This window comes from Brucella tritici (genome assembly GCF_008932285.1).
In the GTDB taxonomy this organism is placed as follows: Bacteria; Pseudomonadota; Alphaproteobacteria; order Rhizobiales; family Rhizobiaceae; genus Brucella; species Brucella tritici.
Genome location: NZ_WBVY01000002.1, coordinates 759,702 through 780,587, shown reverse-complemented (window position 1 = coordinate 780,587; position 20,886 = coordinate 759,702). Strand labels below are relative to the sequence as shown.

Sequence of the window (20,886 nt, the reverse complement as noted above, 5' to 3'; positions counted from 1 at the left end):
GCTCATTTGATCTGAGCCTTGACGAAATCCCGCACAATCCGGACGATGCCGCGTGAAAGTACCTCATCCAGTGCTTGGATGAATGCGTCCACATGCTCGCGCCCGCAGATCAGCGGTGGCTCAAGACGGATGACGTTTCGATTATACTCGGTAAAGGCGACGAGCACCCCATGATCGCGCAGCAGATGACTGCCGATAAAACCTGGAAGCGAACCTTTCAGCTTTTCGTCTAACATAGCCAGGACAGGTCGCAGCACGACCGGCATGGTCTGTGAGAAATCATGGAACTCCAGCCCCACCATCATCCCCTTCCCGCGCACATCTTTCAAAAGCGCAGGATAGCGGCTTTGCAGTTCATCCAGACGATCCAGAAGATATTCTCCAACATCGGCTGCGTTATCGATCAGATGCTCGTCGTAGAGCACGTTCAATGCTTCAATCGACGTGACGCAGGCTTCGCCAATCCCGCCAAAAGTCGCCATCGCATGGATCATCGCCGTCTTGGGCGTACCATAGGCCTTCATATAGATATCGCGGCGCGCGATCATAGCGGCCATTGCCGTCTTTCCGCCGCCCAGCGACTTCGCCAGGGCGGTGACGTCCGGTATGACGCCATAGTGCTCGAAAGCATAAAACTTCCCGGTTCGTCCCAACCCACATTGTACTTCATCGGCAACCCAGATCACACCATACTGGTCGCAAAGGCTTCGCAACTTCTGCCAGAACTCAGCATCAGCCTGAATGATGCCGCCGCCGCCCTGCACCGTTTCAAGCACAATCACCCCTATCTCGGGGTCAGAGCGAAACGCATTTTCAATGGCTGCTATGTCACCGAAGGGAACCCGAACGGTGTTATCGACCAGCTTGAATTCGCCTCGATAGAGCCCGCCATCCGTTATGGACAAAACCCCCTTGGTCTTGCCGTGGAACGAATTTTCCGCATAGACGATCTTGGGCTTTTTCGGACCGGCGGCGCGTTCAGCAACCTTAATCGCGGCTTCCATCGCTTCCGAGCCAGAAGACCCCAGAAACACCATATCGAGATCGCCCGGCGAGCAAGCCGCAATGTCATAAGCAAGAGCGGCCGCATATTGCGACATGAAGGCGATTGCAATCTCGTGGCGCATTTCTTCCTGAAATTGACGCCGTGCTTCGAGAATACGCGGGTGATTATGGCCAAAAGCCAGCGATCCGAACCCGCCGAAAAAATCGAGAATAGCGCGCCCATTCTGATCATAATAATACATGCCTTCAGCACGCTCGATCTTCACCTTGTGAAAGCCGAGCAGCTTCATGAAGTGAAGCTGGCCCGGATTGAGGTGAGTGGTAAACAGCTCCGTCATCCGCGGCAGATCGAGCGCTTTCGCCTCGGCAACCGTCAACAGCTTCGGCTTTGGCGTTGTGTTCGTCTTGTTCATTTCTGCCTCTATGCCGTTTCGGAAGCCCGCACATCCGATGATGCCGCGCCGATTTTCTTGCGATATTCGCTGTAAGCCGCGATCAGCATATCCTCATCACGATATTGCGGTATCCAGCCAAGCTCGCGCTCGCCCTTCGAAACATCCAGAACGCACATTTCATCGGCAATCAGATATTGCTCCGGGTCCATGATCGGCATGTTCATCCAGTCGAGCAGGCCTAGCGTGCGTTTCACCGCCCAGGCGGGTGTTGGCAACAAAATGGATTTTGATCCTGCATGACGGATCAGGTCACCGAGCAGTTTGCGGACGGGAGGCGGATTGAGCGAGCCGAGATTATAGACCTCGTTTGGAACGCCAGCCTTGAAAGCAGCACGTGCTGCCTCCGCACAATCAAACACAGAAATAAACTGATAGGGATTCCTGCCCGAGCCAATCATCGGCACTGGCAGGTTGTTATCAATCAGCTTGAACAGTTTTTCCAGAATACCGAGACGGCCAGGTCCAATGATAAGACGAGGACGAAACAGGGAGATATTCATACCCCGTGCGCGCCATTCAACAGCGAGTTCTTCGGTTTTCAGTTTGGACAAGCCATACTCACCAAGCGGCTTGCACGGGTGGTCTTCTTTCTGCGGCCAGACATAGGTGTGCCCGTAAACCATATCGGTGGTGAAATGGACGAGCTTGTTCGCACCCGCCGCATCCATTGCCTTGATGATATTTTCCGTCCCGTAATAATTGACGGGAAAGAAGAAGTCGTGCCGCTTCGCCCGGACCTGAATTGGCGAAAGCATCTTGGCGGACAGGTTGTAGACCATGTCGTCTGCACGGATACCAAGCCTGCGGATTGCTTCGGGATCGGTTACATCGGTCGCAATGAAAGCAGCATCGGCATAGTGCGGCAGATCGCTTTTCACGATATCCGCGACAATGACTTCATGGCCATCGGCAAGGAGTTTCGGAGCGAGATAACGACCAACAAATCCATCGCCGCCGAAGATTATATGTCTCATCGTGCCCCCCGTTTAACTATGTGTCTGCTGGTTTATATTGGCTTCCGCCGGCGGTTCGGATGACTTGCCGCTTTGTGCGATCAGCACTGTCCCGATGCAGATGAATGCGATACCTGCGATCTTGTAGGCACCCAGTTCCTCCTTGAACAAAAGCCAGGCGAACAGGGCGACCGCGACATAGGCAAGGCTGAGGAACGGATAGGCAAACGAAAGATCGACTTTCGACAGCACGTAAAGATGTGACGCCATCGAGATCACGAAGGTCAGCAAACCGGCAAAAATCCAGGGATTGAAGACAATCTGGAACATGCGCTGGATCAATGTTTCGGCAGAAAAGCTGATTGGTCCGAGCGTCAGCATACCATATTTCAGCATCAACTGCGCGGCGGCATTGGTCATGACCGTGAACAGGATGAAGGGAATATATTTCATCACGTTTCCTAACCTGCTGCACCGAGCATCAATGCCGTGCGGCGCCAGAAATTGGAGTTGAAAGCCTTGTCGCGAAAAGCTTCGAAAGCGCGCCAACGCGGATAACTTGCAGCAAAAACTTCCGCGCTCATCCTGTGATCCTTATACGGATTGACCCGACCGCCGGCCTCCACGGTTATCCGGTCCAGACGATCCAACAGTTCCAGCGTTTTGCCGCCACGATTGGGGAAATCCATCGTCAGCGTATATCCCGGCATCGGAAATGACATGAGGCCAGGAGATTTCACTGAGCCGAAACGCTTGAGCACAGTCAGGAAAGAGACCTGTCCCGCAACACGGCTTGCCTCCAGCATCGCAGGAATAATCGTTCGGGCCGCGTCGAACGGAATGATACTTTGATGCTGGTAAAGCCCTGCCGGACCGTAAAGCCTGTTCCAGTTTCTGACGCCGTCGAGTGGATAGAAGAAGCTTTGATACGACACTCTACGCGCTGTCTTCAGTTGCTTCTTGCGCTGGAAATAGGCCGCATTGAAAAGCACCAGACTTGACTTGTTCAAAAGCGAGAATGGCAATTCAAACGGTACTCCAAACCGCCCGGCGGGCGAAAAAGAGCCATTCGGCGCAGCCACATGATTACCAACTATCAACAGGCCCCGGCCATCGGAGAGCTGATCCACCCAGGCAACAGCATATTCATTTTCATGATCCGCCACCTCGGCCATATCAAAATATGCACCAAGATCGCGGAAAGGCCGAACCTTCTCTTCGACGTCGAGACCGCCCACCCGCATGAGCCGGATCGTTGAGCGAAGAATTAATCCAGTCAGCCCCATTCCGCCGATTGTCGCCCGGAACAGGTCAATATTTTCCGCATCGGAACATCTGTAATGGACACCGTCCGAGCGAAGCAGTTCCACCCCCTCAACATGACACCCGAAACTACCCCGCCGGTGATGGTTTTTGCCATGCACGTCATTGGCGATGGCGCCGCCGAGCGTCACAAACTGGGTGCCCGGTGTGACAGGCAGGAAATAACCATATGGGCCAATATGGGCGATGATCTCACTCAAAAGCACGCCACTCTCAGCCGTCAGCAATCCCTTATCGCGATCGAAGTGCAGTATCTTTTTTTGCGCCTGCATGGGCACAAGGAAGCCCGCATCATTATGGCAGCTATCGCCGTAGGAGCGACCATTTCCGAACGGCAACAAGCTCGCATCGCCGGGCAAGGCTCGCGTGAAATCAGTTTCCAACCTCTCCAGCGGAAGGTATTGCCGTTTTCGCCGGTCAATGCGGCCAAAACTGTCGAAGTATCGTTCCATCAGCGCATACCAGCCACAAGAAGCAGCACCGCACCAAGCGCGATGACAACCTGACTGCGCCAATCCCTGGCAATGAAGAGCACTGGATCGTCATCCATGTCGCCCCGATGCGCCAATATCCACACACGCACATTGATATAGAGTACGATCGGACCAAGCGGCCATATCAGCCAGGGATAGGTGTAAAGCGTCTTGACGGCATCGCTATTGATATAAAGCGCCAGAACCAGTGCTGCGGTAAATGCAGCCGCAACCCCACACTGCCCAACAATATCGCGATCTTCAGGGCGGTAGCCTCGCCCCAAAATCCGGTCCTTTTCTGTCACTGTAGCGCCCTGCAACTCGACATAACGTTTCACCAGCGCCAGAGAAAGAAAGAAGAACATGGCAAATGCCATCAGCCAGAACGACGGCGGAATATAGGAAGCCGCCGACCCTCCCAAAAGCCGCAGGCTGTAAAGCCCTGCGAGGCAAATCACATCTCCCAACAACATGCGTTTCAAGGCGAAGGTATAGGCGGTCGTGAAAGCCAGATAGGTGACAATTGCGAGCGTAAAGGCGGACGGGAGGAAGAAGCAGACGAAAGCCGTCAGAACCAATAACAGCGCCGCAACGCCTAGACCAAAAGGAATGGATATCTGTCCGCGTGCAAAAGGTCGCTGATTTTTTCGCGCATGTCTTCGATCCACCGGAAGATCAACAATGTCATTGACGATATAGATCGCAGATGCCGTAGCAGAGAAGGCGATGAATGCCAGACAAGACGCAGTCAACACGTCGGGTTTCAATATGTCATGCGCCAGAATGGCCGGCACAAAGACAAGCAGGTTCTTCAGCCACTGATGAACACGCAGCATACGAACATAGGTTCTAATAGTCGGTTTCTCACCACTGAAAAGTTTGCAGCCAGTCCGTTGCTGGAAATGTGCCGCCGCGTGATCGGGCGCGACAACGATCGCCTGTCGGGCTGCATCGAAAACCGGCAGGTCATCACGATCATTTCCGGCATAGTCAAACCCCTGTCGTTCATAGTGTTCGACAAGCAGATTGGCCTTGCGTTCCGCCGAAAGATTGGTCGTGTCGGAGGTCGAATAGATGGCGCTGAAAATCCCAAGCTCGGACGCAACGGCCTTGGCCATCGGTTCTGCCGCTGCTGTTGCCAGCACCAAAGTTCGTCCCGATGCGTGTTCGCTGCGCAGAAACTCCAGAAACTCGGTTCGATAGGGAAGTCGCGATGCATCGAGCGTAATGCGTTCGGCCACCTGCCGCTTGAGATAGGCCTTACCCGAGAACAGCCAAACCGGCAGCATGAAGACGAACAGGATGTTCTTCTTCAAAAGAAGAAAAATGCCCTCCCACAGCAGATCGGTCGAAACCAGCGTTCCGTCCAGATCGACTGCCAGCGGCACATCCTTGCTGTTCTGCCCCCGCGTGTCCATTTTCAGCCCTTTTTTCGCTCAGGCGTGAATGCGGTTCGATCAACCTTTTTCGCCTAAGCCCCCTGTCGTAAAGGGATAGAGGCAGAAACCAAATGAAAAATGAATTTTTTCGATACAATCAATAATTGATTAGCTGAATACAATTTCTGCTTAAAATTTTCTCAATAGCCAAGTTACGACATAATGCTAACGGTCTGCATCACTCATGTGTCGCAAAACGAGACCGCAACGTCAACGCCTTCTCCATCACGGAAGGTTTCGGCGCCGGTGTCACGCGGCGCCGAAATGCCATCAGAAACTCCAGTCTTCATCCTCGGTCGCAACCGCCTTGCCAATGACGTAAGACGAGCCGGAACCGGAGAAGAAATCGTGGTTTTCGTCTGCATTCGGTGAAAGAGCGGACAGGATCGCCGGATTGACCTTGCACGCCTCCGCCGGAAAGAGTGCCTCATAGCCAAGGTTCATGAGGGCCTTGTTGGCGTTGTAGTGCAGGAACTTCTTGACGTCTTCGGTCAGGCCTACGCCGTCGTAGAGCGCTTCCGTGTAACGAACCTCATTGTCGTAAAGTTCCAGCAGAAGCTCAAAAGCAAAATCCTTGATCGTCTGCTTCTGCTCTTCGTTCAGCCGCTCCAGTCCACGCTGGAATTTATAACCAATGTAATAGCCATGCACGGCTTCATCCCGAATGATGAGCCGGATAAGATCGGCCGTATTCGTCAGCTTTGCCCGGCTCGACCAGTACATGGGCAGATAGAAGCCAGAATAGAACAAAAAGCTTTCCAGAAAGACGCTGGCGATCTTCTTTTTCAGCGGATCATCCGCGCGATACTGGTCCAGGATCAGGACAGACTTGCGCTGTAGAAACTCGTTTTCCTCCGACCAACGATAGGCATCGTCAACATCCGGCGTCAGGCACAGCGTCGAGAAAATCGACGAATAAGAGCGCGCGTGAACTGCTTCCATGAAGGAGATGTTGGACAGCACTGCCTCTTCATGCGGCGTCACGGCATCATCCATCAGCTTCACGGCACCGACCGCGTTCTGGATCGTATCGAGCAGCGTCAGCCCGGTGAAAACGCGGATCGTCAGCTGCTTTTCCTGCGGTTTCAGCGTCTCCCATGACTGAATGTCATTGGAAAGCGGCACTTTCTCCGGCAGCCAGAAATTGCCGGTCAGACGGTTCCAGACCTCAAGGTCTTTCTCATCTTCGATCCGGTTCCAGTTGATGGCGCGCACGGCTGCAGGCTTCGGGTTCTTGGTCTTCACTTGAATATTCATGGTCATCACCAGTGGTCAGAGGGCGCAGGAAACGCAGCCCTGCACTTCCGTGCCGGAAAGCGCCATCTGGCGCAGGCGAATGTAATAGATAGTCTTGATGCCCTTCTTCCACGCGTAGATCTGCGCACGGTTGATGTCGCGGGTAGTTGCCGTATCGCGGAAGAACAATGTCAGAGACAGGCCCTGATCGACGTGCTGCGTCGCCGCCGCGTAAGTGTCGATGATCTTTTCCGGCCCTATCTCATAAGCATCCTGATAATAGTCGAGATTGTCATTGGTCATGAAAGCTGCCGGATAGTAGACGCGGCCGATCTTTCCTTCCTTGCGTATCTCGATCTTCGACACGATCGGATGGATCGAGGAGGTCGAATGATTGATGTAGGAGATCGATCCGGTCGGCGGCACGGCCTGAAGGTTCTGGTTATAAAGCCCGCCCTCCATCACCGCATTTTTCAGGTCGCGCCAGTCGTCCTGCGACGGGATCGCAATGCCAGCTTTTTCGAAGATTTCGCGAACCTTTTCCGTCGCCGGTTCCCAAAGCTGCTCGGTATATTTGTCAAAATATTCACCCGATGCATATTTGGATTTCTCGAAACCCTTGAACGACTTCCCCGTTTCCACCGCAATCAGGTTCGATGCGCGGATCGCATGATAGGTCACCGTATAGAAATAGATATTCGTGAAATCGACACCTTCATCGGAACCGTAGTAAATCCGCTCGCGGGCGAGATAACCATGCAAATTCATCTGGCCGAGACCGATGGCATGGCTTTCATCATTCCCTCGGGCGACTGACGGCACGGAACCGATATGGCTCATATCGGAAACTGCAGTCAGGGCGCGGATGGAGGTCTCGATGGTCTTGCCGAAATCTGACGAGTCCATCGCCGATGCAATGTTGAGCGAACCCAGATTGCACGAAATATCCTTGCCGAGATAATCATAGGAAAGGTCCTCGCCGAAGATGCTCGCCTCGCTCACCTGCAGGATTTCCGAACAGAGATTGCTCATGGTGATGCGCCCATCAATCGGATTGGCGCGATTCACCGTGTCCTCGAACATGATATAGGGATAGCCGGACTCGAACTGGATTTCCGCCAGCACCTGAAAGAACTCGCGTGCATTGATCTTCTTCTTGGCAATACGCGCGTCGTCGACCATTTCCCGATATTTTTCGGTGACCGAAATCTCGGTCAATGGAACGCCGTAAACCCGCTCCACATCGTAGGGCGAGAAGAGGTACATATCCTCGTTGTTCTTCGCGAGTTCGAAGGTAATGTCTGGAATGACCACACCAAGCGACAAGGTTTTAATGCGGATTTTCTCGTCGGCGTTTTCACGCTTCGTATCAAGAAAACGCATGATATCCGGGTGGTGTGCGTGCAGATAGACAGCGCCGGCGCCTTGCCGCGCGCCAAGCTGATTAGCGTAGGAAAAGGAATCCTCAAGAAGCTTCATCACCGGAATGATGCCGGATGACTGGTTCTGGATTTGCTTGATGGGAGCACCCGCCTCGCGAATATTGGTGAGGCTCAAGGCCACCCCGCCGCCCCGCTTCGACAATTGCAGAGCCGAGTTGATGGAGCGGCCGATGGACTCCATATTGTCCTCGACACGCAGCAGAAAACACGAGACGAGCTCGCCGCGCTGTTTCTTTCCCGCATTGAGGAATGTAGGCGTCGCAGGCTGATAGCGGCCTGAAATGATCTCATCAACGAGATCGCGCGCAAGCTGCTCATTGCCGCGCGCCAGCGCCAGCGCCACCATACAGACGCGATCCTCATAGCGCTCGAGATAGCGCTTTCCGTCGAAGGTCTTCAGCGTATAGCTGGTGTAATATTTGAATGCGCCAAGAAAGGTCGGAAACCGGAATTTCTTCGCATAGGCTTCGTCGAAAAGATCGCGCACGAAATTGAAGGAATACTGGTCCAGTACTTCCTGTTCGTAATAGCCTTCGGCCACCAGATAATCGAGCTTTTCCCGCAAGTTATGGAAAAAGACGGTGTTCTGGTTCACGTGCTGGAGGAAATACTGGCGTGCAGCCTGCCGGTCTCGATCAAGCTGGATTTTTCCCTCGTCATCGTAAAGGTTCAGCATCGCGTTGAGCGCGTGATAATCCAGCCCGTCCGAGGATTTTGCCGGTTTGCTGCTGTTGGAAGTCGCCGCTTGAGGCGCATCCTGCGCCACTGGTCGTGCCTCGCGCTCTCGGATCAAGGTCGTGTCTGCCGTGTCCAAAATCGTTCCATCCCGTTTTTGACATTGCCAATGTCCTCATCGGTTCCCAGAAGCTCGAAGCGGTAGAGATAGGGAACCTGACATTTGGCGGAGATAATGTTGCCGGCGATACAGAAAGCCTCGCCGAAATTGCTGTTTCCCGCGGCAATCACGCCGCGGATGAAAGAGCGGTTGCTCTCATCGTTGAGGAAGCGGATCACAGGTTTGGGGACAGCGCCCTTGGAGCCGCCGCCGCCATATGTGGGCGTCACGAGCACGAATGGCTCGCGCACCTGCAATCCGCCTGAACCGTCCATCGGGATACGGTTCGACCGCATTCCAAGCCGCTCGACAAACCGGTGTGTATTTTCCGACCGGCTGGAGAAATAGACGATCAGGCTCATGTGACCATAGCCCTCAGGCGAGAGCGCTGATCATATCGGGCCGGAAGCCCGCCCAATGGGATTCACCTGCCACAACCACCGGCACCTGGCGATAACCCATGCCCTGAACGAGATGGAAAGCATCGGCATCGGCAGAGATATCGATGACCTCATATTCGATGCCTTGGCGGTCGAGGGCGCGTGTGGTGGCGGTGCACTGAACGCAGGCGGGTTTGCTATAAACTGTAACGTTCATTTTTTCCTCACTGGAGCATGTCTCCCAAAAGTGGTAACCGGTTTTGCGGCTAAGACATGCATAAAAACAAAGGGATAGAGTATTCCCAACGGTTCGGTTTAAACTGGAATACTCTCGATAGGAGACGCAAAGAGCCGTTCGCACATCGCAAGATGCGCGTCGAAAGACATGAGATACGGGACCGGCCGGTCGCAATAACAAGCAGCCTGACCGCAACAAACTATACCTCGAAGGGAGGACCGGAACCGAAACTGAATATACTGGACATGGACTTCACCCCGAAGCTATGAGCGGGAAGTTCGGGACAGCAATCTGCAAGGCAATAGTTTGCCACACATAATTGCGCGCCAACCGGACACCCCGCCCGTGGACGTTTTCGTTCAAGGCAGGTCTCCTGGCTCACGGATCAACGTCCTGTCCGCCTTCCCAGCCAAAGCCAGTGACATGATGAACAGAACTCTCCGCTTACAGTTGCGGGGGCAGCTCCGGCATTGCCCCATCCATCATGGATGAAACGCACCGGATTCCCGTCTTAGCTTTCGACCCAACGAATCGAAAGAACCTAGAACACTATATATAGTAGTCGAAGTTAAAAACCCGTCAACGGATAGTTGGCGGCAAACGTAAAATTAACGGGCCATTATGTGAGCCCTGTGAATAGCAGGGATTATCGCTGTTTATTTTGCGGGTTTGATCGGTTTCGGTCTGAATTCCGGCTTGATGGCCTTGAGGGCCATGCGATCCACCAGCGCGGGAGCGACAAGTTTCAACCAGCGCCCGAATCGCATCTGGGGCGTCATCAACACTTCACGCTTGCGTGCCCGCACACCTTCCAGCATCAGTCGTACGGCTTCTTCGACCGGCATCATGTCATCTTCACGGACACCGCTCGTTCCAAGAGTGCCACCGCTTGCACTATAGCCCACTTTTCGAATGTCGGTTTTGACGACGCCCGGATAGACGATGGTGACCGATATCCCGCTTGGTTCCAGTTCTGCACGAAGCGCCTCACAGAAACCCGAAAGAGCGAACTTCGTTCCGCTATAGGCCGTACGCCCCGGCACGCCGATCAATCCGGCAACAGATGAGACAGCCACGATACGTCCCTTGCTGGCGGCAAGATGCGGAAGTGCGGCATGAATGGGCCAGACGCTACCCCAGTAATTCAACTCCATCAGATCATGCATCCAGTTGAGATCGTCCGGCGTGATTTCGGCAAAATTGGCGTGAGCCGACATGCCGGCATTTACGATCAACGTGTCGATGCGACCGAAAGCAGAAACAGTCTTATCAATCAAAGCGATGCAGGCTGCACGAACTTTCACATCGGTCGGCACCACCAGCACGGAGCTGCCCAGTTGCCGCAACTCGGTGGCCAGATTTTCCAGCTTTTCCACATTGCGCGCAGCTAGCACAAGAGCAGCATTGGCGCGGTCACGCCGGACAATCTGCCGTGCAGTTTCTGCGCCGATTCCTTCCGATGCTCCCGTTATGATCGTCACATCCATGCGAGGCCCTCCCTGCCTGTCGATCAGATGACAGGCAAGGTACAGGCAGGGCAATCCGTGCGTCTAGTGATTTAGACCTTGCGCGATAGAATAGCAGCAAGAGCGAGACCGCCGATCAGCGATATGTGCTCCAGCGCCACCGTCATATCCCGGAAAGCTTCTTTTCCTTCGTTTGCCCAGAACGGGTGCGCAACGGGAATGGTCAGGATCGTAAAGACGGCAAGAGCACCACAAGCCAGCCAGGTTCCGCGATTGAAGATGATCATCAGTGATCCGCCAATCTGCAAAAGCAGGGTTGCGCTGTTGAACAGCCAGCCCGGATGAAGACCAAAGCTTTCCATTTCCGCAGCATGGGCGCCGAAGTCGAAGAACTTGGCCAGCCCACTCGACCAGAAAACGAAGGTAAGGACCACCCGCGCCAGCAAAAGACCGACACGGGAATCTAGGATGTTGGCGATGAAACGCGGCATCGGTCAGTCCTTTCCGCCGGCGATACGGATAACCTTGGACGCGACCGCCACGGCAATTACTGGCGCGAGCGCGAATATCACCGACAGCCAGAGCGAGGCATTTGCCGCACCCTCCACACCGCCCGGCACGGCAATACCGGCAAAATTGGCAACCATCCCCGCGCAAGCCGTCCCGAAGGCTATGGCGAAGAGCTGTACGGTCGTCATTCCACCCGCTGCGAGATCCTGCTCGGTCGGGGGAGCGCTCTGATAGACGCGGGTAACGAGGCTGGGCCAGGCAAGGCCGATCCCGAAACCGATCAGGATGAGCCCAAGGCAGACGGGCGCGAGCAGCGACCAGTTGCCGCTGCCATGGATCGGGAGAAATATGGCGAGCAGGACAAGACCGGCAAGCGCGAGAACAGGTCCGGCAACAACAAGCCTGTCGCCCCCCTTCTCCTGCCATCTGGAACTGAGGAAGGATGCCACCGTCCAGCCGATTGCCATAAGTGCCGCCAGATATCCCGCCCAGAGCGGAGACTGGCCATGCAGGTGCTGCAGCAGATAAGGCACGTAAATTTCGGGCTGCATGCTGAGCATCAAAAGCGCGATCGTAAGGTAAAGAGCACCCAGCGGCGTCGACAGGCTGAACGAGCGGCGCGGCAGGAGACGTGCCTTGGCGTCGCGATCCACGACTGCAATGATGGCGATCATGAATATCGCAGCCCCCAGACCGACGACCTTCCATAGCGTTTCCTGTGACAGGCTCCCCGCTGAAACCGCAAGGACAGCGCCGGTCAGGAGGATGAGTTGAAGAACCGGAATGGAAACGCGCTCGTTTCTATCCCAGCTTGAGCGCGGCAAAGTCGCGAATGCCACCACAGCGAAAAGACCCGATACCGGCAGCAACCACCAGAAAGCGGCGCGCCATGCGCCATATTCGGCAAAGATGCCGCCAATCGCCGGACCGATCAGCGTTGCCACGCCGAACATAGCGGAAATAAGACCGATGGCCCGGCCCCACAGGCGCTCCGGCAACACGACACGGGTGAGACCATAGGCGAGCGCGTAAAGAAATCCGCCACCGAGGCCTTGCACGCTCCGCCCCGCCAGCATGACCGGCATGTTGATGGCCAGAGATGAGATCAGTGTGCCGGCTGCGAACAGCAGGGTCGCCACGACATAGGCGCCTCTTGGACCGGCACTTTTCAGCAGCCGCGCGGTGAGTGCAGCCCCCAGAATGGAGGCAACGACGAACAAGGTCGTCGCCCAGGCATAGAAATCCATGCCGCCAATGTCCTGCACCACGCTCGGCATGACTGTAGTCGCGATATACATATTGACCGCATGGAGAGTGACCCCTCCGGCCAAAGCCAGGGCATAGAGGCCATTTTTACCGCTTAGAAGCTCCCCCCAGCCAGCAGGCGCATGTCCCGCAATCCCCGCTGGTGTTGTTTCTTCGATCGAACTTTGCACTGTCGGCCTCCGTGAACTGAATTGTTGCCGACGGGTTTATAGGACCTCAACTTTGGTTGAGGTCAATAGGCTATTTCCACTGGAAACGGGGGCTTTTGACCGGTGCGAAATGTGGCGTCGAACACAGCAAGATCGCCGCAGCGAATGAGCGCCGCAGCGTCGGAAAGGTTCGTCCCAGATGCATGGAAGTCAGATGAGATTGCCCGGCTTGACCATCAATCTTCGGGGACCAGCGCCTTGCTGACCGAGGATGTCGTCCGGATTTCGCAACGGGCATTCGGACAGCGAGAGACAACCGCAGCCGATGCAACTCGTTATCTGGTCACGAAGCTGCATCAGACTGTCGATGCGTTCCTGAAGCATGTCTTTCCAGGCTTCCGAAAAACGTCTCCAGTCCTCCGCTGTCGGCACGTGGTCGTGGGGAAGGTCTTCCAGCGCTTCACGAATGATCGCAAGCGGAATGCCCGCGCGTTGCGCGATCTTGATAATGGCAATGCGGCGCAGCACGGCACGGTGATAGCGGCGCTGGTTGCCCTCTGTGCGCCAGCCCTCGATGAGTCCCTTGGTTTCATAGAAATGGACCGTAGATACCGCCACGCCGGCGCGTCGGGAAACGTCACCAACCGTCAGGCTTTTCTTGAGACCTGAATGTTCCATCTCGTCAAACTCGATCATGCCGAATGTGTAGGCCGCAGCCCCGCACAATTGCAAGTCACGTCATAAATCCGCATCATGTCTCAACGCGCGATAATTGCGGCGTGCCCATAACAACGGGCGCGAATGCAGCGGCAGATCGGTATTCGTTACCAGCCCAGCAAAAAGCGTGTGATCCGCCATTGGAACGCTGCCCGCCAGTTCGCAGTCAATGGCGGCCGAAGCCCCGAAAAGACGCGGCCTGCCAGACGGCCATTCGCCCCACACACCAATGAGAAATCTCTGCGCGTGGAGAACCTTCCCCGCGAAGGCATCGCCGATCATCTCCTGCCCTTCCGCGAGCATGGCGAGCGAGAAGCCGCCATCAGAAAGGATCGCGGTTGCCAGCGCGCTGTCGCTTTTCACCGAAACCAAAACCATGGGCGGCTCGGCGGAAAGCGACAACACCGCTGTCACCGTGCGACCGTGGGCTTCACCGGCATCGCATGCGGTCACCACGGACACTGTTGCGGCCATCCGCGACATCGCATCCGCGAACTCTCGCTTCGAAACGGCGCCGATTGCGTCGCGGTCTATATGCAGCACGTTTCTGTTCATCATGTCAGGCAACCTTCGGCTTCTGTCCCTGATAGCGCCGGTCGGAAAACGCCCCGCAGCGCTTCCGACCGGCCATGGCCTCACGTCGGGATGTCCGTTCGGCCATATCGGTTCCAAACAGCTATTCGGAATGCTGTTTCAGATAGGCGATCATGTTTTCGAGATCTTTTTCCCTGGTCAGCCCGGCAAAAGCCATCCAGGTGCCCTTCACCATGGCCTGCGGCTTCCTGAGAAAAGCCTTCAACTCCTCGTCATTCCAGACCAACCCCTCGGCAGCCGCCTTGCGCATCGCATCCGAATAGGGATAGCCCGGATAGGAGGCGGCCTTGCGGCCCACCACGCCTTTCAGTGATTGTCCGCGTTTGCTTTCGTCGGCATCCGCCGTGTGGCAGACGGAGCATCGCTTGAAGAGTTTTTCCCCGGCCGCAGCATCTGCCCCTTCACCAGAGGCGGCTGTCGAAACAAGAAGGACAGTGGAAAAAGCAAGGGGAACAAGAAGAAGCGACAAGCGCATGGACGATACTCCAGATGATCGGCCATGCTTCTCTAGTTCCTCAACCTTGGTTGAGGTCAAGAGCAAATCTCGTCTGCTTCCTCATTTTTTAGACACCGCTCGTGGAAAAATTCGCAGCAGCGCTCAACACAGCCCGTATCGACGCGGTTGCGATATCGTCGTCGATCCCGACGCCGAAAACTTTCCGTCCATCATGCGTACGGCATTCGATGTAAGCCGCAGCCTGCGCGTAGGTGCCCTTTTTCAATGAATGTTCGTGATAGTCGACGATTTCCAGATCGATATCGCAACCGGCCTGCAATGCCGCGACCGCACTTGATATCAAACCATTGCCGCGCCCGGTTATTGCGATTTCCTGCCCGCGATGCCGAATGCGCCCGGCGAAGACACGCGCCTCTCCGCTCCGTGCGGGCCTGCTTTCCTTGTAGTTCAGCAGCTCGAAATCGGCATTCTCTTCCAGATGATAGACATCACGGAACAGCGACCAGATCATTTCGGCGGTGGTTTCCTTGCCGGTATCATCGGCGAATGCCTGCACGCGACGGCTGAAATCGATTTGCAGCGGGCGCGGCAGTTTCAGCCCCCGGTCCTGCTCCAGCACCCATGCCACGCCGCCCTTGCCCGACTGGCTGTTGACGCGGATGACGGCTTCATAGCTTTCACCAATATCTTTCGGATCAATGGGCAGATAGGGCATTTCCCATATGCCGTCATTGCGGCTTTGATGCGCGGCAAAACCCTTGCGGATCGCATCCTGATGCGAGCCGGAAAAAGCTGTATGGACCAGTTCGCCAGCATAGGGGTGGCGCGGATGAACCGGCAAGTCATTGCAATGTTCGACCGTTCGCACGACGGAGCGCATCTCCGGGAAATAAAGCTTCGGGTCGATGCCCTGCGTATAGAAATTGAGCGCCAGCGTAACGAGATCGACATTGCCGGTGCGCTCGCCATTGCCGAACAGGCAACCCTCGACGCGATCAGCGCCTGCCAGCAAGGCCTGTTCCGTGGCGGCCACCGCCGTCCCCCGGTCATTGTGCGGATGCACGCTTATAATGACGCTGTCACGGCGCGACAGGTTGCGGCAGAACCATTCGATCTGGTCCGCATAGACATTCGGCATTGCCACTTCGACCGTAGCCGGCAGGTTGAGGATCGCCTTGTTTTCGGGCGTTGGCTGCCAGACATCCAGAACACGTTCGCAGATTTCCAGCGCGAAATCAGGCTCGGTAAAACAGAAGGTTTCCGGCGAATATTCGAAAGTCCAGCGTGTCTCTGGTTGTTTCCGGCTTTCTTCCAGCATGGCGGTTACCCCACTGACAGCCAGATCGATGATCTCGTCCTTTTCCATGTTGAACACCACGCGACGAAACAGCGGCGCGGTTGCATTATAAAGATGAACGATGGCCTGACGCGCACCGCGCAGGGATTCGAAAGTGCGCGCGATGAGGTCAGCGCGCGACTGAGTGAGCACCTGAATGGTCACATCGTCGGGTATGAGTTCCTCTTCGATCAGCCGACGAACAAAGTTGAACTCCGTCTGCGAAGCGGAAGGAAACGCAACCTCGATTTCCTTGAAACCGATTTCCAGAAGCATGCGATAGAAACGCATTTTCTTCTCGCCGTTCATCGGGTCGGCGAGCGCCTGATTGCCGTCGCGCAGGTCCGTCGAGACCCAGCGCGGCGGCTGCGTCAGCTGTCGGTTCGGCCACTGGCGATCCGGCAATTCGATCGGAGATATGAAAGGACGGTATTTGCTATCCGGGTTTTGCATCATGACAATAGTTCCTTCGGCTGCGGAGCAGCGGCTGCGACAATTGGGAAAGGGGATTGACGTCGGGTTACGACCGCCGAGATGCCATCAGGCCCAGCGGTCGCCGGTAAGTCGAAGGAGAAGAAGCGAAAAAGCCAGGCGTGCGCCGCCAGCCGGAGCGTTCAACTCCGTTGAAACAAGTGTCTTGTGGCTGGCGCAAGTGGACACTGCGGGGCTCTCTTAAAAATGGCTTCTCCACTCCATCATATGTGAATGGATATTGGCATTCCTGCGCTTTAAGGCCATTATTGAGCGTAAAAGGGTCAATCCATGTCACTGAATTATCCAGCGCCCCTTGCACTCGCCATATCCGCCATCGCGCAGGACGATGCATCCTATGCAGGGCCACCGCACCGTCACCGCGATGCGCAATTGATCTATGCGCGGTCCGGCGTGGTAACCGTTGCAACCGAAAACGGGAGCTGGGTCGTTCCTCCCAATCGCGCCGTGTGGGTGCCGCCGATGGTGGAGCACGCAGCCCGCAGCCACGGACCTGTTCAGTTTCGTACGATCTTTATCCACCCGGATGCCGCTCGATCCCTCCCCTCATCTTGCGGCGTGGTGGAAGTTTCTTCCTTGCTGCGCGAACTGATCCTACGTCTTGTGCAATTGCAGGACCGGCCAGCTACTCCCTTCGCTCAACGTGTCTGCGAATTGCTGTTGGAGGAACTAACTTTTCTGCCCGCCGAACCCCTCAGTCTGTCCGTGCCATCGGATCACCGGCTCCGCACCCTTTGCCAGACGCTGCAAGCGGAACCCGATACGGAGTTATCGCTCGATGCTGCCGCCTCGCGGACGGGAATGAGCAGGCGCAGTTTCATGCGTCATTTCGAGCGTGAAACCGGCATGACCTACGGTCGCTGGCGGCAGCAGGCCCGCTTGCTTGCTGCATTGCCTGCGCTTGCCGCAGGCGTGCCTGTCGTGACCGTGGCGCTGGATTGCGGATACCAAAGCGCAAGCGCTTTCGCCGCAACGTTCAAGCGCAGCCTCGGACGAAGCCCCGCAAGTTATTTCGAGTGAAATGTTCACAGAACAGCCTGATGGTACTCGCCAAGAACGACAATATTTTCAATCGCTTATTGCTCCGGGGCGTGCACGGATGAGCTTTCCAACATGGATTTCAGCGTCTTGGGCGAATGGAGAAATTGACAGTCCGGCTTCTTATCCTGTATCGATCATTCAGTTTTGAACATTGTTCAATATATTGAACAAATGAAAGGTTTCTCCCAAGGCTTTTCTTTCAGAACTGCCAGTGCATCGGCTGCATCGAAAAATTGCGGGAGCGCTTCTTTTCCCAAAACAGGAGCGTTTCCTGGATAAGCTCAGCGTAGTGTGCCGGTGAGGAGATGAGAGACCTCCGCGCTGATGATGGTAGTAAGGGTGGAATGATGACAACAGAGATCAAGCCATTTTCGTTCGATACTGTCGGCTCGATGCTCGTCGAATGGAGCGCTGCGAAGCGCCTCGGCGAAATCCTCGGCGAACGGTTTTCCGAACGCAATATTCTGATCGTGACGGACAAAGGCCTGTACAAGGCAGGCGTTCTCGACCATGCACTGGCATCGTTGGAGAAAGCTGGTTTCGGTATCAGCGTTTTCGATGACGTGGTGGCCGATCCACCGGAATCCGTGCTGTTTGCCTGCGTCGAGCAAGCAAAGGCTACTGGTTGCGACATCGTGCTCGGTTTGGGCGGCGGTTCGTCCATGGATATCGCCAAGCTCGCAGCAGTGCTGCTTGTCTCCGAACAGGAGCTCTCCGAACTGTATGGTATCGGCAAGGTGCAGGGCAGCCGTCTTCCGCTGATCCAAATCCCGACCACAGCTGGAACCGGATCTGAAGTCACGAACATCACCATTCTGACGACCGGTGAAACCACGAAGATGGGCGTCGTTGCCCGTCAGCTCTACGCCGATTTCGTTATTCTCGATGCAGAACTGACCTGCGGCCTGCCTGCCCTGCATACAGCCGCAACCGGCATTGACGCCATGGTCCACGCAATCGAGGCCTATACAAGCCGGATCAAGAAAAACCCACTGTCCGACGCATTTGCACGCGAAGCGCTGAAGCTTCTTTCGGCCAATCTGATCGCCGCTTGCGAAAACGGCAATGATCGTCATGCCCGTGAGGCTATGCTACTCGGCGCGAATTATGCCGGTCAGGCTTTCTCCAACTCGCCCGTCGGCGCTGTTCACGCATTGGCTTATCCGCTTGGCGGCCACTACCATGTGCCGCATGGCCTTTCCAATGCGCTGATGCTGGGGCCTGTGCTGCGTTACAACATGGCGGGCGCTGCCACGCTTTACGCAGAACTCGCCGATCTGCTGCTGGAGAAATCCGAAGGCATGACGGAAGAGCGTTCTGCGGCATTCGTCACCTATATGGAAGAGCTGATGAACAAGTCCGGCGCACCATGCCGCCTGCGTGATGTCGGCGTGGCGGAAGACAGCCTCGAAACGCTGGCACGCGATGCGATGCTGCAGACACGGCTTCTGGGCAACAACCCGGTCGATGTGACCGAGGCCGACGCCCTGGCGCTTTACCGCGCAGCTTTCTGAGCGCGAGCATTTCCAGCAAAAGTGCGAAGCGGTTTTGCGTTGGATAATGCGACACAGCAAATCTTTAGTGCGGTTCCGACGGCTCTGATTTAACCGGAACTGCTCTGCCACAACGACCTGAAGGTTGAGGACCGCAGAAGCGTGCTGATAGCCGCTTCCGCGCAGCCTTTCCTATGTCCCGGAAATAAATTGAGCACTGAACGCATCGACGGTCAGGAGCAGCCCTATTGGCCTGCCGGACCGTTCAAAATTCGCTTGCCTTTTGTCCATTACAAATTCGAGTGGCCTGACTATTGCCAGGGCTTCTCATGTGCGCCGTCGACCTGTCGGCGATCTCACTCATGGCGGAGCTTCTTGGAATGCCCTTCGAAGTCGCGCTTGCCGTGGTGGTGCTGAACGGGCTGTTCTATCTCACCCACCATCTGCTCGGCGACCCGGTCGTTCCCGGCTGGATCACGCCTGCCGTCCCGCTCATCATGGCCTATTGCTCGACCTTTCCCGAAGGCCCGGAACGCATACACGCGCTTGTGTCCTTCCAGATGATGCTGGGGCTCTTGCCCATCTTCATCGGCGCAGCCGGCATCGCAAACAGGGTGATCGCCGCGATCCCGCAAGCAATCAAATCAGGCATCATCATCGGCGCCGGTTTTTCGGCTGTCATTTCAGTATTCAAGATCGGCGGAAATTTCGACACGTTTCCGTTCACGATTTCGATTGCCATCGGCCTTTGCTTTTACCTGATGTTCTCGCTGCAGTTTAACCGCCTGTCGCGCAATGGCGACTTTTTCGGCCTTATCGGAAAGCTCGGCGTATTGCCTTGCATCCTGCTTGCCGTGGTGATTACCCCGCTCTTCGGGGAGGCCAAGTGGCCGGAATTCCAGTGGACGATCTCGTCTCCGGATTTCGCGACACTGTGGCGCGAATATACGATCTTCGGCCTCGGCATGCCACCGCTTTCCATGTTCCTCACGGCTCTGCCAACGGTGCTTGCGACCTATATTGTCCTATTCGGCGATGTTCTGAAAACCAAGTCGATTATCGGTGAAGCCCAGCAGCACCGCCCCGACGAGAAGATCGACTACAATCCCAACGGCGCGCACCTCGTTTTCGGCATGCGCAATACGGGAATGTCGATCCTCGGTCCCGATGTGACCACGTGCAGCCCGGTATGGGCGGCAATGCAGGTGGTTATCTGCGAGCGTTTTTCCAAGGGTAAGAAGTCGATGCACTCGATCTTCGGCGGCGCGGGTTCGTTCCGCTGGGGCACCAATACCGGCCTGTTCCTGATGCCGATCGTGACACTTGTCCAGCCGATCCTCGGCGTGGCGCTGACACTCACGCTGCTGATCCAGGGCTATGTCTCGGTGCGTATCGGTGTCATGGAAGCCCGCTCGCAGCGCGACCTCGGCATCGCAGGCATTACGGGCGCAATGCTGGCAACGCGCGGTGCCGGATGGGCTTTCGCCACCGGCGTCGTCCTTTGCCTGTTGATCTATGGCCGGGAATTCTTCCGTGGCGAAGTGGAGCAAACCTTCGTGAAGGACCAGCAGTCCTGATGCATAAAC

Annotated in this window: 19 protein-coding genes and 1 riboswitch; of the genes, 3 read left to right on the top strand and 16 right to left on the bottom strand. The window is 55.8% G+C overall.

The window, feature by feature from the left end; translation table 11 throughout:
- Nucleotides 1-2 precede the first annotated feature (2 nt).
- The 16 genes from F9K94_RS08970 to leuA form a co-directional block, all read right to left on the bottom strand.
- Nucleotides 3-1,418, bottom strand: coding sequence for an aspartate aminotransferase family protein (locus F9K94_RS08970; RefSeq protein ID WP_151645047.1), 1,416 nt, complete (start codon nucleotides 1,416-1,418; stop codon nucleotides 3-5).
- Between the two features lie 8 nt (nucleotides 1,419-1,426).
- Nucleotides 1,427-2,434 (bottom strand): NAD-dependent epimerase/dehydratase family protein, encoded by a 1,008-nt coding sequence (locus F9K94_RS08965; protein WP_151645045.1) that lies wholly within the window; start codon nucleotides 2,432-2,434, stop codon nucleotides 1,427-1,429.
- A 12-nt stretch (nucleotides 2,435-2,446) separates the two neighbouring features.
- Nucleotides 2,447-2,866, bottom strand: a complete 420-nt coding sequence (locus tag F9K94_RS08960; RefSeq protein WP_151645043.1) for an EamA family transporter — start codon at nucleotides 2,864-2,866, stop codon at nucleotides 2,447-2,449.
- Nucleotides 2,867-2,874: 8 nt separating this feature from the next.
- Entirely contained in the window at nucleotides 2,875-4,188 is a 1,314-nt protein-coding gene (locus F9K94_RS08955; RefSeq protein ID WP_151645041.1) for an FAD-binding oxidoreductase, read from the bottom strand.
- Complete coding sequence (locus F9K94_RS08950) at nucleotides 4,188-5,627, bottom strand: UbiA family prenyltransferase (protein WP_151645039.1); 1,440 nt, start codon at nucleotides 5,625-5,627, stop codon at nucleotides 4,188-4,190. Before F9K94_RS08950 ends, F9K94_RS08955 begins: the two co-directional genes overlap by 1 nt.
- Before the next feature lie 291 nt (nucleotides 5,628-5,918).
- Nucleotides 5,919-6,905 (bottom strand): class 1b ribonucleoside-diphosphate reductase subunit beta, encoded by a 987-nt coding sequence (gene nrdF / locus F9K94_RS08945; RefSeq protein WP_151555047.1) that lies wholly within the window; start codon nucleotides 6,903-6,905, stop codon nucleotides 5,919-5,921.
- A gap of 15 nt (nucleotides 6,906-6,920) precedes the next feature.
- Nucleotides 6,921-9,140 carry a class 1b ribonucleoside-diphosphate reductase subunit alpha gene (gene nrdE / locus F9K94_RS08940; RefSeq protein WP_151645037.1) on the bottom strand — a complete coding sequence of 740 codons (2,220 nt, stop codon included), beginning with the start codon at nucleotides 9,138-9,140 and terminating at the stop codon, nucleotides 6,921-6,923.
- Complete coding sequence (nrdI, locus tag F9K94_RS08935; RefSeq protein WP_061346667.1) at nucleotides 9,116-9,523, bottom strand: class Ib ribonucleoside-diphosphate reductase assembly flavoprotein NrdI; 408 nt, start codon at nucleotides 9,521-9,523, stop codon at nucleotides 9,116-9,118. The genes nrdE and nrdI overlap by 25 nt, the downstream gene beginning before the upstream one ends.
- Nucleotides 9,524-9,536: 13 nt before the next feature.
- Entirely contained in the window at nucleotides 9,537-9,758 is a 222-nt protein-coding gene (nrdH, locus tag F9K94_RS08930; protein ID WP_061346668.1) for a glutaredoxin-like protein NrdH, read from the bottom strand.
- A 367-nt stretch (nucleotides 9,759-10,125) separates the two neighbouring features.
- Nucleotides 10,126-10,339, bottom strand: a riboswitch (cobalamin riboswitch).
- 96 nt (nucleotides 10,340-10,435) lie between these two features.
- On the bottom strand, nucleotides 10,436-11,266 hold the full coding sequence (locus F9K94_RS08925) for an SDR family oxidoreductase (RefSeq protein WP_151645035.1): 831 nt from the start codon (nucleotides 11,264-11,266) through the stop codon (nucleotides 10,436-10,438).
- A 71-nt stretch (nucleotides 11,267-11,337) separates the two neighbouring features.
- Nucleotides 11,338-11,736, bottom strand: a complete 399-nt coding sequence (locus F9K94_RS08920) for a DoxX family protein (RefSeq protein WP_151645033.1) — start codon at nucleotides 11,734-11,736, stop codon at nucleotides 11,338-11,340.
- Between the two features lie 3 nt (nucleotides 11,737-11,739).
- Complete coding sequence (locus F9K94_RS08915) at nucleotides 11,740-13,191, bottom strand: MFS transporter (RefSeq protein ID WP_151645031.1); 1,452 nt, start codon at nucleotides 13,189-13,191, stop codon at nucleotides 11,740-11,742.
- Between the two features lie 189 nt (nucleotides 13,192-13,380).
- Nucleotides 13,381-13,848, bottom strand: coding sequence for a redox-sensitive transcriptional activator SoxR (gene soxR / locus F9K94_RS08910; RefSeq protein ID WP_029376206.1), 468 nt, complete (start codon nucleotides 13,846-13,848; stop codon nucleotides 13,381-13,383).
- A 60-nt stretch (nucleotides 13,849-13,908) separates the two neighbouring features.
- Nucleotides 13,909-14,445, bottom strand: a complete 537-nt coding sequence (locus F9K94_RS08905) for a flavin reductase family protein (RefSeq protein WP_151645029.1) — start codon at nucleotides 14,443-14,445, stop codon at nucleotides 13,909-13,911.
- Nucleotides 14,446-14,563: 118 nt separating this feature from the next.
- Complete coding sequence (locus tag F9K94_RS08900) at nucleotides 14,564-14,956, bottom strand: c-type cytochrome (RefSeq protein ID WP_151645027.1); 393 nt, start codon at nucleotides 14,954-14,956, stop codon at nucleotides 14,564-14,566.
- An 88-nt stretch (nucleotides 14,957-15,044) separates the two neighbouring features.
- A complete protein-coding gene (gene leuA, locus F9K94_RS08895) occupies nucleotides 15,045-16,730 on the bottom strand; it encodes a 2-isopropylmalate synthase (protein WP_151645025.1) in 1,686 nt (561 codons plus the stop codon).
- Nucleotides 16,731-17,036: 306 nt separating this feature from the next.
- Here leuA and F9K94_RS08890 point away from each other — a divergent pair, with 306 nt between their 5' ends.
- The 3 genes from F9K94_RS08890 (at nucleotide 17,037) to F9K94_RS08880 (ending at nucleotide 20,877) form a co-directional block, all read left to right on the top strand.
- Nucleotides 17,037-17,786, top strand: coding sequence for an AraC family transcriptional regulator (locus F9K94_RS08890; protein ID WP_151645023.1), 750 nt, complete (start codon nucleotides 17,037-17,039; stop codon nucleotides 17,784-17,786).
- A gap of 365 nt (nucleotides 17,787-18,151) precedes the next feature.
- Complete coding sequence (locus F9K94_RS08885; RefSeq protein WP_151645021.1) at nucleotides 18,152-19,321, top strand: iron-containing alcohol dehydrogenase; 1,170 nt, start codon at nucleotides 18,152-18,154, stop codon at nucleotides 19,319-19,321.
- Nucleotides 19,322-19,629: 308 nt separating this feature from the next.
- Nucleotides 19,630-20,877 carry a hypothetical protein gene (locus F9K94_RS08880; RefSeq protein WP_235920596.1) on the top strand — a complete coding sequence of 416 codons (1,248 nt, stop codon included), beginning with the start codon at nucleotides 19,630-19,632 and terminating at the stop codon, nucleotides 20,875-20,877.
- Nucleotides 20,878-20,886 lie beyond the last annotated feature (9 nt).